Source organism: Sporosarcina saromensis (assembly GCF_054901285.1).
In genome coordinates this window covers 3409082-3423038 of sequence record NZ_CM142738.1, presented here as the reverse complement: position 1 = coordinate 3423038, position 13957 = coordinate 3409082, and the positions used below count along the sequence as shown (strand labels likewise).

The 13957-nt window shown below is 40.8% G+C and carries 12 protein-coding genes and 1 pseudogene; 8 read left to right on the top strand and 5 right to left on the bottom strand.

Annotation, left to right across the window (positions count from 1 at the left end):
- Positions 1-117: 117 nt before the first annotated feature.
- From pseI to ACVHUV_RS17375, 6 genes and pseudogenes are all read left to right on the top strand, one after another.
- Entirely contained in the window at positions 118-1170 is a 1053-nt protein-coding gene (pseI, locus tag ACVHUV_RS17400) for a pseudaminic acid synthase (protein WP_462085449.1), read from the top strand.
- A 1-nt stretch (position 1171) separates the two neighbouring features.
- A complete protein-coding gene (gene pseC, locus ACVHUV_RS17395) occupies positions 1172-2320 on the top strand; it encodes a UDP-4-amino-4,6-dideoxy-N-acetyl-beta-L-altrosamine transaminase (RefSeq protein ID WP_462085448.1) in 1149 nt (382 codons plus the stop codon).
- Between the two features lie 147 nt (positions 2321-2467).
- Positions 2468-3823 (top strand): annotated as a pseudogene (locus ACVHUV_RS17390) (IS1182 family transposase).
- 236 nt (positions 3824-4059) lie between these two features.
- Positions 4060-4506 (top strand): GNAT family N-acetyltransferase, encoded by a 447-nt coding sequence (locus ACVHUV_RS17385; RefSeq protein WP_462085447.1) that lies wholly within the window; start codon positions 4060-4062, stop codon positions 4504-4506.
- A 133-nt stretch (positions 4507-4639) separates the two neighbouring features.
- Positions 4640-5563 (top strand): hypothetical protein, encoded by a 924-nt coding sequence (locus ACVHUV_RS17380; protein WP_462085446.1) that lies wholly within the window; start codon positions 4640-4642, stop codon positions 5561-5563.
- Positions 5564-5732: 169 nt separating this feature from the next.
- Positions 5733-6020 (top strand): hypothetical protein, encoded by a 288-nt coding sequence (locus ACVHUV_RS17375; protein WP_462085445.1) that lies wholly within the window; start codon positions 5733-5735, stop codon positions 6018-6020.
- Positions 6021-6219: 199 nt separating this feature from the next.
- Here ACVHUV_RS17375 and ACVHUV_RS17370 read toward each other — a convergent pair whose 3' ends face one another.
- A complete protein-coding gene (locus ACVHUV_RS17370) occupies positions 6220-7620 on the bottom strand; it encodes a plasmid pRiA4b ORF-3 family protein (protein ID WP_462085444.1) in 1401 nt (466 codons plus the stop codon).
- Between the two features lie 245 nt (positions 7621-7865).
- On the opposite strand from ACVHUV_RS17370, the gene ACVHUV_RS17365 reads away from it, so the two are divergent.
- Together ACVHUV_RS17365 and ACVHUV_RS17360 are read left to right on the top strand one after the other, a co-directional pair.
- Entirely contained in the window at positions 7866-8219 is a 354-nt protein-coding gene (locus tag ACVHUV_RS17365) for a hypothetical protein (RefSeq protein ID WP_462085443.1), read from the top strand.
- Positions 8220-8392: 173 nt separating this feature from the next.
- A complete protein-coding gene (locus tag ACVHUV_RS17360; RefSeq protein ID WP_462085442.1) occupies positions 8393-11593 on the top strand; it encodes an AfsR/SARP family transcriptional regulator in 3201 nt (1066 codons plus the stop codon).
- Between the two features lie 253 nt (positions 11594-11846).
- Here the strand turns inward: ACVHUV_RS17360 and ACVHUV_RS17355 are convergent, their stop codons facing one another.
- From ACVHUV_RS17355 to ACVHUV_RS17340, 4 genes are all read right to left on the bottom strand, one after another.
- Complete coding sequence (locus tag ACVHUV_RS17355) at positions 11847-12293, bottom strand: GNAT family N-acetyltransferase (protein WP_462085441.1); 447 nt, start codon at positions 12291-12293, stop codon at positions 11847-11849.
- A 34-nt stretch (positions 12294-12327) separates the two neighbouring features.
- The gene (fosM, locus tag ACVHUV_RS17350; protein ID WP_462085440.1) at positions 12328-12774 is read right to left on the bottom strand and encodes a FosM family fosfomycin resistance protein; all 447 of its coding nucleotides are present in this window, start codon (positions 12772-12774) and stop codon (positions 12328-12330) included.
- 81 nt (positions 12775-12855) lie between these two features.
- A complete protein-coding gene (locus tag ACVHUV_RS17345) occupies positions 12856-13419 on the bottom strand; it encodes a hypothetical protein (RefSeq protein WP_462085439.1) in 564 nt (187 codons plus the stop codon).
- Positions 13420-13503: 84 nt separating this feature from the next.
- On the bottom strand, positions 13504-13914 hold the full coding sequence (locus ACVHUV_RS17340) for an ABC transporter permease (RefSeq protein ID WP_462085438.1): 411 nt from the start codon (positions 13912-13914) through the stop codon (positions 13504-13506).
- Positions 13915-13957 lie beyond the last annotated feature (43 nt).

Here is a 13957-nt window from a genome sequence, read left to right as displayed (position 1 = left end):
AGGAAGCCAAAAGGCAACCGTTTCCTATAGGAAATCCAACAGGTCTCCCAGCTGTCCGGATCAACTGGAAATTCTATCGGAAAGAGCTCTTACTACTAATATACGAGGAGGTTCCTTATGTCTGAATTTACAATTCTAAATAGAAAAGTTGGAAGTGAGAATGCACCTTTAATCATTGCAGAAATGTCTGGAAATCATAATCAATCATTAGAGAGAGCATTAGAAATCGTAGAAGCTGCTGCGAAAGCAGGAGCGCATGCACTCAAAATTCAAACTTATACAGCGGATACAATGACATTGAATATCGAAAATCCGGAGTTTAAAATTAACGATGAAAACAGCTTATGGGACGGTCGAAATCTATATCAGCTTTATCAACAAGCCTATACGCCATGGGAATGGCACAAGCCAATTTTTGACCGTGCTAAGGAACTTGGAATGATACCTTTTAGTACACCATTTGATGAAACAGCAGTCGATTTTCTAGAAGAGCTAGATGTTCAACTCTATAAAATTGCTTCATTTGAAAATAATGATATTCCTCTGATTAGAAAAGTTGCAGCAACAGGAAAACCAATGATTATCTCAACTGGAATGGCGACAGTTGCAGAGCTAGATGAAACGGTCCGAGTTGCACGTGAATCCGGATGTAAAGATATAATTCTACTAAAATGTACGAGTACGTATCCTGCTACGGCTGATAATACTAATATTTCAACGATCCCACATATGCGTGAATTATTTGATGTGCAAGTTGGATTATCTGATCATACGATGGGGATAGGCGTGGCGGTTGCAAGTGTTGCATTAGGTGCGACAGTTATTGAGAAACATTTTACACTGTCCCGTGCAGATGGTGGTGTGGATTCAGCGTTTTCAATGGAGCCAGATGAGATGGCTGCGCTTGTTTTAGAAACCGAACGCGCTTGGCAGGCAATGGGGAAGATTACATATGGGCCGACCGAAAAAGAAAAAGCATCATTGAAGTTTAGACGTTCGATTTATGTTTCGAAGGATATTGAAGTTGGAGAGGCTTTTACGAAGGAGAATATCAAGGTGATTCGACCGGGATACGGATTAGAGCCGAAATTTTATGAACAAGTGTTAAACATGAAAGCGAATAAAAAATTAGTAGCAGGTACACCACTTAGTTGGGAGTTGTTGAGTTGATATGACCAAGAGAGCGAGTTTTTTATCATACGGTAAACAACAATTAGACGAAGATGATATTGCGGCGGTCGTGGAAACATTACGATCGCCTTTCTTAACGCAAGGTCCTAAAGTAAAAGAGTTTGAAAAATGCATTGCTAATTATGTTGGCGCTAAGTATGCGGTAGCATTCGCGAACGGAACGGCAGCATTACATGGCGCTTGTTATGCTGCTGGAGTTAATCATGGTGATGAAGTCATTACCAGTCCAATCACCTTTGCAGCTAGTTCTAACGCAGTTTTATATTGTGGTGGTACCCCGGTGTTTGCAGATATTGATCCATCTACTTATAATATCAATCCTTATGAGATTACGAAGAATATTAATTCGAAAACGAAGGCTATAATACCTGTGGATTTTACTGGACAACCTGTGAATCTTGATAAGATTATGGAGGTCGCAAATGAGCACAATCTAGTTGTCATAGAAGATGGTGCTCACTCGCTTGGTGCTACGTATAAAGGGAGAAGAGTTGGAACCCAAGCGCACATGACTATGTTTAGTTTTCATCCTGTTAAGCCCATTACTACAGGAGAAGGCGGCATTATTACAACAAACTCTGAAGAATATTTTGAGAAGTTAAAGCTCTTTAGAAGTCATGGAATTACTAAGACTGATTCTTCTGAAGAACAAGGTGATTGGTATTATGAAATGACAGACTTGGGTTATAATTACCGCATGAACGATATTCAAGCTGCTCTTGGAATATCTCAAATGAGTAAACTGGACACTTTTATTGAGCGTAGAAGAGAGATTGCTAATCTATATAGAGAGTATCTGATCAAAATACCTGGCGTGATTTTGCCTGAACAATTAATAGACACTAATTCAGGATGGCATTTATTCATGATACAGTTAGACTCAATGGCATTAAGTAAATCAAGAAGAGAAATTTTTGACCAGATGCGTAGTTTAAATATTGGTGTTCATGTGCATTATATCCCAGTTTATTGGCATCCGTATTATCAATCACTCGGTTACAAAAGAGGTCTTTGTCCTTTGGCTGAAAAGTGGTATGAACAAGCGTTGACGCTACCAATTTTCCCTGAAATGAAAGATAGTGATGTTATTGGTGTGGTTGATAGATTAAAACTCGTATTAAAGAAATGAACAATAGATTACTCATAAGAATGAATTTCATAATTACCAGCCTATGTCTCCCAAGGGTTTGTAGACACAAAAAAGGAAGTACCTCCTCAAGTCTTGTATAATGGTAGTCGACGAAAACATTCCATAAAGACTGGAGGGGTACTCCCTATGACCATTATACGACAACAAAGCTTATTTAGCATTGAAGAATTATACGAGATGGAACCTACCCAAAAATATGAAGAGATTATGGCTGCCATCGACTTGGACGCTATTTTCTATGAAATCAACAAGAAATCCCGCGTGGGTGCGCCTACTGAGTTGAATTACGGTGCAATGATTGTAAGTATTTTCGCACGTTATATTGACCGAATTCCAACAATCAAAGACCTTATCAAGCGATTGAACGACGACCTCTCTTTCAAGCTTGATTGCGGATTCAAGGTTTCAGACAGCGTCCCTTCCGAGGCATCTTACAGCCGTCTTCTCACCAAGCTGAGTGAAACCGACGTCTTGGAAAAGGTACAGGAGACGATTGTCTTGAACGCCATCGGAGAAGGCTTTATCCAAGATGACACGGTGGCAATTGACGCTACTCACTTCGAAGCACGTGACAAAGCGCCGGCCAAACAGGAAAAAACAAAGGAAGAACCCAAGAAACGCGGCCGTAAAAAGAAGGAAGAACGTGAACAATGGCTGGCTGAACAGGCAGAACAGGAAGCGAATCTTCCGCTATACGAAAAGAAAATAGAAGCGCAGTTGGATGAACCGCTTGCCCGGCTGCGTGCTGAAGTTCCTCAAGACCCCAAATGGGGTGTCAAGAAAAACAGCGAGGGGAAGAACGTGTTCTGGTTCGGCTATAAAGGACATTTGGCAGTAGGTACGTCCAGCCAATATATTCTGCAGTCCCTATTTTCTTCTGGAAGCCTGAATGACGGCAAGGCTGCTATCCCGCTGTTAAAAGGAATCGAAGAACGAATTCCACTTCGCAAACTGATGTATCATACGATGGACGCCGGCTACGATTTTGAAGCAATCTACGAACAAGTACATCGTATGGGACACCGATCTATCATCGCTTATAATAAGCGTAATGAACCAGAGCCCCTCGGATTTGACGAATATTTCGCACCGACTTGTTTTCGAGAGTATTCGTATCGTTATGACAGCTATGATGCCAAATACGAAACGTTGAAGTATACAGGGCCAAAGGAGTGCCGAGATTGCCCGCTTGTAAACGAGGGCATCTGTCAGAAAGTGTACAAGGTGAAAATTACCACAGATTTACGAAGGTACAGTGCACCGGCACGTGGCTCGAAAGCATGGAAAACGCTTTTTAATCGTCGAACCGCTGTGGAGCGTGTCAATGCTTATCTGAAAGAGTTCTTTCAATTGAACAACGTCCGTTATCGGACAGGGAAACGCGCGAAAGTTCACTTCGATTTACTTGTGCTTGTTTAAAACGCTTCAAAACTAGCCGCCGATAGGATTGGGGCACGATTGAACCACATTCAAGCCGCATGATTCTTGTTTTTTGAAATACAATCTATAAATTCTGCCCTTGTTTGTATTTTTAAAAAGAGGAATTATGAAATCGATTCATAAAAGTGTAAATATATTTAGGGATTGCCCATCAACACTAACTGATGTGCAATCTCTTTTTATTTTGGAAGATAGTAGCTAAGAAATGATATGCCATTGCCAACTCCAATGTTTTTCATTATCGTTAGAATATACATTTATAATTGAGGAATGATTGCATGACTTACGAAATCCGAAAAGTAGATAAAGAGAATCTTGAAGAAGTATTGTCTCTCCGTGTCACTATTGAACAGCAAGGTTTCATCGAGTCTCCTGCAGAGTGTTTGAAGGATGCTGAGGAGTGGCCGGAGTTTCGGCCAGTTGGATTGTATGCTGATAAGCAGTTAGTCGGTTTTGCAATGTATGGTGCGCTGTTGGACAGTGGAGGCGGGCGGAATTTGTGGATGGATCGGCTTTTAATCGATGCACAGCATCAACGAAAGGGCTATGGCCGGCGGTTTACTGAACTGCTAATTGAGCGCATGCTGTCGGAATACGAGGAGCAGCCGATTTACTTGAGTGTATATGAAGAGAACAAAGCAGCGTTACGTATGTATGAGGAACTTGGATTTGCTTTTATAGACGAATATGATTCGGATGGGGAGTTAATATTCAGAAGATGCTAGCAGAGAGGTATGTGCACTCGATAGAGAAATACATAGAATTTGAAGGTTGTGTGCTTATTCAATATTTACGATTAGGCAAACTGGGTGAAACTCGGCAATTTAGATTTTGATAGCACAGCTGAAACAAGGAGGAATGAATGAGCAGATGAAGAACGAAATACGGCCAACGAGAGAACAGTTGGAAATTTGGATGGATGCAATATTGCCGGATAAAGACTTGTTTTTTATTCGTGAAGAGGATCTTACCGTATTAGAGGAAAATCTAACAGGTGCGCTTTTATTTCCACGTAAAGAATTTTTTAATCACTCTTCATATCAGCATGTTCAAATGGTAAGCAGCTATATGTATTGGACGATTGCTGCAGAAGCAGTTTATGTTGTCGTGGCAGAACCACGTTGGCTCACCGAATTAAATGACGAGACAAGGAGCTTCTTGCTTCTACAACAAACAGAACTTTGTAGTGGGTTGACGATCCCGCTTTCCAAGCTGCAAGATGTAGATTTGATTCCAAAAGAATACATCGATTCTCAGGAAAGTGAATCATTTGTTGTTATCCGTCGTGCCATGTGGGATGCTCTCCCTTTTGAAGTCAAAGAGGAAATAATTGGCTTAACGGGTCAGTTGTATGATGCTTGGGAAGGGAAGCCAGTTCCAGCTAATTTCCCCCTTCATTTGAGGCGGTACGCGAATACTTTTTCTGACAAGTCCGGAGCGAACTGTTTGGCTGCTGTTCTTTTTGCAATCAGTACGGAGCCGGAATTGGAGGAAAGGATCATCCATGAATGGGTGCATCCTGAGACTTTTGCACTTCACTTGCAACGCTCCTCGTTCGTTAAAACGGATGATCGATTTAAAGGCGGAGATGTTGTCGTCTGGGTGAATAATGAGGACGTTATTCAGCATGCTGCCTATTGCATTGATGGCGTGTTGTTCTTTAATAAATGTGGTCAGATTTTTACTAACCCGTGGAAAATTGTTGATTGGCCGGAACTAGAAGGGGATTGGAAACGGTATACAACTATCGTTTATAGGAAACATCTTCCTTATCACAGTTAACACTCCCTCTAAAGTGTTAGGGTTTGTCATTTTGCAGAGTGGAGATTAAATCGTCAGAAGTCTGTTTTTATGTTAAAATGAGAAGGAATCGAATGAAAACTGTCGATTCTTGACAATTACACCTAAGGAACATCATATATAATCAATAAAAACAGAAGGAGGGATAAAAATGAGCCAAGTTGTCACCCAAGAAGTCATCTTACAAGCTATTCTCGAGTTAACTGCTCAAGTAAAAGCAAACAAAGATGAATGGAAGGCAGACATCAAAGAAGTCAAAGATGAAATAGGTCTTTTGAAGTCGGATGTAGCCACGTTAAAACAGGATGTTGCCAGTATCAAGGACTGGATGGTAAAGACAGATGAACGTCTTGAAACCATCGATGCAAAGATGGATGTGTTTACAAAAGGGTTGCTTAATACACAGGCTGAAGTCGTTAAATTGAAGAAAGTGTTGTAACAACGTGAAAAAGACTTTGCAGTTTCGTTAATTACTAGCCGTTATCTAGGAGAGAAGCCTGGAGTAACGGCTTTATTAATGGAACTAACCATTTTTACTGAAATAGAAAACGCCTGTTGCCATCGAACATGACGTTTTCTAGTAGGATCACAACAGATTCATTAACCTCTTGACTACCTATAAGTTATAGAAACAGCAATCACTCCCACTCGTCATCCTCATCCCAATCAAAATACTGTTCTGGTCCTTCACCTTTTTCCGCTAACACAAACGGTTCAATTGGATCTGTTTGATTCCTATCAATTTGCTCCACTTCAACGATAAATGTCCATTCAGCTCCAAAATCATAGACATAGAGAAAACGTTGGCTGACTTGTAAGCCGAGCGTATCGATGCGTATTAAAGAAGCATCTGTGTGTTCAAATTCATCGTTTGGAGAGCCAATGCAGTTGTGGGACCACTTTTTACCGTCCATGAAAAAACTGTATAAATGCTCATCTTCAAAGCCATATGATTGGAGGATGAGTTGATGCAAATCATCCATTGTCGACTGGCCGTTAAATACGAGTCTCCTCCATACCCGAGTCTCGTAAAGTACTTTGAATGTATAGGTCCCTTCTTGATAACGCTCCTGTTCACGAGGCAAGGTGTTTGTTAATTCACCTGCAGGAAAGTGTGGAATGAAAGGTTGATGGAACGGTTGATCGCTTTGATCGATTGATAAGTAATCATCTAGTTTGTCGTAATCCTCATCGTTTAGGAAAAATCCAATAATGTCTTCAGTTGGTGTGCCAGGAAACCAATCCGGTTCGTGGTTTTGTTTCCGATAAGCAATGTTCCATGCTTCCAAACTTCTTTCAAAAATGAGAATAGGCATGATTGCCGTCCCTAATTTGGTCAAAGTGATGCTTTTCGCAAAGTACGCGTCTTTCCGAAAGTACTGTTGAATCTGTTCCACATCGTCTTCACATTGCCATAAACCGAACCACTCAAAGTACAGTAAGAAATAATGCCAATTCCAAGTCGATGATTTAATCTCTTGGCCAAACGGCGTTTTAGGGGGTGTAATCGAGACAGGCATGCCAGGACCAATTCGGTGTAGCTCAGCAAAAATATAAGCGTGAGTTGCTTCAGGCGTAGCATTCGTTAACGTTTGCCAATTCGTATCCACCCAGAAAATCTCTAGTAGAGCACAGTATTTTTCACTACGCGTCAAACGTTTAAATTGGTCAATACGATCGGTGCTGAGAAGATAGGCACTTGTAGCGTTTCGCTTAATGAGCACAAGCCGACCACTAATCGCTAAGTGATAAAGGAAGTGAATGTAAGGATAAGATTTTTGATCAGAATGGTCTGTCGCGAGCAGTGCTTTTACACTAAACAAATCATTGAGGGTTACCAAGTGTTTCCGCGTCATATATTCATTCGTTTTCGTCAAAGCAATCTTATGTTGTTGGCAATAGTCAATAAAAAGTTCAAAGTCGGTAATCAAATCCTCTGGAAAATTACCTTTCTCATGGGGTGGTACTTGAATAATCGGCTTTTCCACTTCGTCTTGAATTGCATCTAAAAATGATAGTTGCTGAGGGTGCTTTCTCAATTGGCTACATCTCCTTATAGCATCTCGATTCGATTTAGTTATGTACAGTGTAGCAATAGTACCCTATGAATTTCTACTATCCAATAAAATACCTAAATAGGTTGACAATTAATTAACGTAAGATACACTTAAATGAGAACGTATATTCCTGTATGTGGTAAATTTATTCTAAGGGTAAACACTTTCAAACATGCTATGATAAGTGATAAAGAAAGTCGGACAAAAATTTGAAGGGAGGGAACCTGATGAACAACGAACTGAAAGAGATGTTGCAGTCTGTCATTCATGAAGCCATTCAACCATTGTATGACCGATTTGACAAGTTGGAATCCAGATTTGATGTGCTTGAATCCAGATTCGACAATCTTGAATCAAGATTCGACCAATTTGAGACGTATACAAAAAACAAATTTGCCGAAGTGGATGCGAAACTTACGTCGATTTCACAACAAGTTGCTGAGCCCACTCAACAGATGGTGGATATACGGGAACGGATGGTTCTGAAGAGTGAATACATTCCGCAATTGGCCAGTATAAACGGTCGCTTGGATGAGTTAGAAATTGAAATGAAAGTCCTCAAAAAAGCTGTAGTGAATTAAATAATAATCTCTTCCACCATTGCGACTTCGCAGTGGTTTTTTCATTTTCAAATTAGCACAAACTTTCTCCCTTATCCCTCATAATTTTACGATTTCTCCAACTATCAACCAATTCAGAACCTTCTTATGGTAAACTAGACTAAAAGATTCAGCAAAGCAGGTGATCGATACCAATGCAAGTGAAACCGGTCATACAATCGAAGCTTATGGCACCTATGCCGGCTGCTACGTATATGCGTAGAGCTTCATTCATAAAAAAGATGCGTAAAGCGGAGCATGTAAAGTTGACGCTTGTGCATAGTGGTGCGGGGTACGGAAAAAGTTCCGGGCTTTCGGCGTTTATCCATGATTTGAATGCAGCGTCTAGCTGGTATTCTGTTGCGCAAGAAGATGATGACATCTTGCCGTTCCTCACCCATTTAACACATAGTATTCGCAGAGTACATCCGGCATTGGATCGATCGCTTGTGGAATGGGAAGAGTCTGTCGTTCTGCCAAAAGACGTTGATATCGAGCAATGGCTCGCAAAATTTATGAATGCACTTTGTGAAATTGACACACCGTTGTTTATCGTCATCGATGATTTTCATCACGTCGACCATGTGTTTACAATTAATTATATCCTCGAGAAACTTATTTCATTGTTGCCGCCACATGTCCACCTCGTCATCGCATCACGCACGCGGCCGAGGTGGTCGAGTCTCGTGAAATTAAAGTTGTCGGGGCAGTTATGTGAACTAACAGAAGCAGATCTGTTGTTTTCTGAAGATGAAGTTTCCGTGTTTTACGAAGATTATTTTCACCAACCGTTAACGACGGAAGAGGCGGCTTCCATTATACGATTGACAGAAGGGTGGGCGATCGCCGTCAACTTGTTGGCCATCCATCTGACAGGATCCAACGAAGACTTTTCCATTGAAATGAAACCCGCCTTACAAGACCTATTCGCGTATTTATCGGAAGAAGTGTTCAACCGGATGACACCGCACGAACAGGAATGTGCACTTGCGTTTTCCGTGTTCCAAACGTTTACCGAAGACGTAATCGACGCTTTTTATGGCGAGGAAGCAGTCATTGTGTTACGTGAACTTGCAAACCGCCACGTATTCATTCAATCGCTTGGTGAGGGGGCTTATCGTTACCATGCGCTGTTCCAACAATTTCTCGAACGCAAATGGCAATCGATTGATCCGTCTCAATACGTCACCATCCAAAAAAAAGCAGTCGCTTATTTTATTGACGAACGAGATGCGAACCAAGCCATTATACATGCTGTAAAGACTGGGGACGCGGACTTCATCGGAGCAGTCATTGTCGAAAGCGGAGCTGCTCTCATTCAATCCGGCCAATTTGAATGGTTGCTTGATATAGGAAAGACGTTAGACGTGGCAATAAAAGACAAGCATTATCCCATTTATTACTTTGAAGGGGAAGCGCATCGCTACCGGGCTTTTTATGAAAAAGCGCGTATCGCTTATACAAAATGCATCGACAACGCGACAGTTCAGCAAGATGATTACTATATCGGAAAAGCACATGCCGGTATTGCGCACATTTACTTGGATACGATTCAGCCAGGGTTAGCGGATCCGCATTTATTAAATGCCATCGTCTATTCCGAAAAAAGCGAGCGGACCACTTGTTTAGAAAAAGAGCGGCTTAAACGTCAATTCGCCGAGAATCTCGTTAACTTAGGCAAAGCGCAAGCGGCGGAACAATGGGTAAACAGTGAAATCGCGGAGCAACAAATTTTACAAGAAGGGAACTTGGATGCCCGCATAGCATTGCGAACGGGAAAATTGACAGAAGCACAAGCGATCCTAACAACACGCGAACAGAATTCTAATTTACCCGATTCCCATCGAGAGTCCGATGTACTGTTATCGTTACTTTATTCGATGACGGGACAAGCGGAGCAAGCAATGGAATGTGCCGCAAACGGTATTCGATTAGGGGAAGAAGAAAAATCGGCGTTCATCGAAGCGGTCGGCTGGATTCGGATGGGGCATGCGAAAGTTTTACATGATGCGAGTGAGACGGAAACTGCAAAAACGTATTACTTGCGGGCGATTGAACAGATGGATGATTTGAAAGTATCTCGTGGAAATGCCGAGCCGTATATGGGGTTATCGATTTTATTGGCAAGGCAAGGAAATTTTTCGGAAGCGATTCAATATGGCAAAGCGGGCTTGGTGGAAACGGAACGCGTTCAAGACGGCTGGCTATCCGGCCTCATTCATATCGGACTGGCCATTGTGTATGTGTATGCACAGCAGGAAGATTTTGCGGAAGAACACTTGAAAAAAGCCGAAGCGCTCTTAATACAATGTGGTGATCGATATGGAGAAATGGTGACCGCATTCTGGTTCATGAAGATGTATGGCGCAGCTGGAACTGTCGATTCATTTTCAACTTACGCGAATCGCTTTTTCACAATCCTTGCAGAACAGAAATACGATTTTTATGTAACAACAGACACCATTTTTGGCCCATTTGATCGACAATCGATGCATCCGCTCGTTCTTCAAGCAGCAGAACTTCTTCCCGAACATGACGGCGTCCAGCATGCGATCCATGTCCTCCAATTACAAGACGTACAAACACATCCAGGTTACAAAGTGGACGTCAACATGTTGGGACCCTTTACTGTCCATCTAGGGATGGAAGAAGTGCATGAACGCAAGTGGCAGCGTGACAAAGCAAAAGAACTATTCCTTTATTTGTTGCTGAATAAAAATCGATTCGTTCCAAAAGAGGAAATCATGCTCGCGTTATGGACTGATGTCGAAGAGAAAACGGCTGATCGGGATTTCAAAGTCGCCCTCAACGCACTCTTAAAAGTACTGGAACCGAACCGGACAGCAAGGGAACCGTCCTTTTTCATCCTACGGAAACAGACGATGTATCGATTGAACCCAAAAGCCGTCATACAAACAGACGTGGAACGGTTTAAAGCCTACATGGAGAGAGGTTTGGCGGAAAAGACGGCATCAAAAGCAGTGGAAGCATTGCTGAAAGCCGCTTCGCTGTATAAAGGAAAGCTATTCGAGGAAAAAATGACGGTCGAATGGATCGTGCAGGAACGTGAACAAATGGAACAGCAATACATCCTCGTTCTCGAACGTATCGCGCAATCCTACACCCGTCTACAGCAATACACCAAAACAATTGAATGGGCAGAAAAACTTGTCCGACTTGACCCAACATGGGAAGAGGCGTACCGTTTGCTCATGTACGCCCACTACCAACTGCAAAACCGCCCTCAATCCATCAAGTGGTTCAAAAAATGTAAAGAAGTATTACAAAATGAGTACGCCATCAACCCGATGGAAACAACCGAGCAAATGTATAAAATGATTATGAATGAACTGTAGGAAGCCTACTTACCGCTTCCTGCAGTTTGATGGAAATGAGAAAATACGCATACAAAAACGTTAGCAATAGCTTAACAAACCTGTCCCATCAAAAACCGGGTAATGCAATAAAAACGAGCAAAACAAATAGAGATCCGCCAGCCTCGCCTATTGATTGTTTAACGAAATAAGAGTTTCACAATATTTTTTCACCTGCGTCTTTTACATTCATCTGCAGATTTCTAGATTTTATTTCGTACAAATCTTATTCTACTTACTGCTGCAGTAACTTCACCATCGTGTAATAACTACTTCCAGGGGGATAATCTTTCACTTCTCCAACGACAACATACCCGTGCAATTCATAAAATGTTTTTGCTTGAAAATCAAACGTTGTTAACAGTACTTTAGTTGCACCCTTTTTATAGGCAATGTCTTCGACTCTTTGTAATAATAAACGGCCCAATCCATTGCCACGTAAATTTGGATGGAGCCAAAAGTCATTGATTTCAACCCAATCCCAATATACTTCCGCTGCAATTCCGCCAATCCAATTGCCGTCATCATCGCCTACAATCAAATGGATAGGTTGTATTGCACCTTGCTGTCTACTATTTTTATGATGAATCGAATGCTCATTATTAAACTCTCTAATTTTCGTTTTAAGAAAAGCCGAAAATTCCTCGTTGCTCTCCAATACGGTATCAATCGTGTAGTTCATCTCATTGTTCTCCAATCAAAGATTCATAGGTTGTTCATTCGAAAAACGACATATGAGGTTTCTCCTGCTTATAATAATCCATTCTTTCTTGCAAAGTACCTGTATGAAATTCAAACTTGTGGCCATCAGGATCAGTAAAATAAATCGATTTTTTGTCTCGAGCATCTCGAGGTCGTCCTGAAAGAATCGTTACACCAAGTTTCTCCAAAAGTTCATATGCATGCGTGAATTCAGCTTCTTCTATTGAAAATGCAATATGTGTATATGATTCGCTTATTTCATTTCGTGGGATATCCTTCTCTTCATTAAGCGCTAACCACAGCCCATTCAAATCAAAATAAGCAGTACTTTTTCCTTTAACGAGCAATTTTGCATTAAACACATCTTCATAAAACCGAATGGACTTCTCTAAATCGGAAACAGAAAACAATAAATGATTTAGACCTTTGACTTGCAATAAATTCACCTCATTTATACACATATTTACAGCAATACGAAAAACGTTTTTTTCAGTTTGATGTATCGTCCAGAGAGTAGAGTATTAATGAATTTGTGCTTAGAATTATTTAATGAGTATTTCAATTTGATCGCTATGTTTTTCCATCAATTCATTTAGGTAGTCATTGTTTTTCTTATCAAATTCCTTTAGCTCTACTTCGTCAAAACTATCTGGATCACCAAAGGTTTCTCGGACATATGCATGTATATAGGCAATTTGTTCACTCCTACGTTCTACATATTTTGAATAATAATCTTCAGCATTCATCCCTAACTTCTTTGCTTGCGATGTAATAAATACTTGTATAGATTCTCGTAATGAATCGTTTTCATGTTGTGGTAGCTGCAACAACATTTCCTGTTGGGAAGCAATATCCTTAGAAACGTCTACCTTCATTTCTTTAGCTTCTTGAAGCAATAACTCGAGTTTCACAGCCCCTTCGATGTTTCCTATTACTTTTTCGTCTTCATACATAAAACGTAAATCTCCAATCGTAATTTCTTGTCCATTCACAATTGCAGCAATGTCCTCATCGTCATAATCGCTTAGATTATGACCGCTTCCTTGGCAACCCGCCAACGAAATAAGTAATAAAAAGGTAATGACGCTGTAGGCAAACCTTTTCATAATGCACCCCCAGTCCTTTGTTCAATCTTAAATAATGAAAAGCTTCTCCATTTCAATTCCCGCAATTCTCAACTCCTCAGTTCACTAACTCCAATGTGTTTTTTGTTTCAATGAATGATTGCTAAGGAAGTAAAAGATTGTAATAACAACTGCGCAAACAAAAGGATAGCCAAAATAAACTGAAAAACGCATATGGTCCACTAAACTAAACTCTCCCCATTCAAGCCATAATCGCCAACCCATTCCTATGGAGCTTAGTATTAAGGAAAGCATAAAAACAACCCAAACTTTATCTAAAAATAAGCCTGCAAAAATATTAGCCGCAAGGAAATATAGGAATAATGTCAAACTCATACTGAACAAGTTAAACCCTTTTAATCCTGGTATTACAAACGTGAATGTAATTCCCGAATAGAAAAGGATGATGCATAACGCGAGTAACAGAAATGCAGTTCTTGAATCTCCTACTCTTTCATAAAACTGTTCACTTAACAAATGCAACCCCCCATACCTACTCTACATAGTCATTTCATTTGTA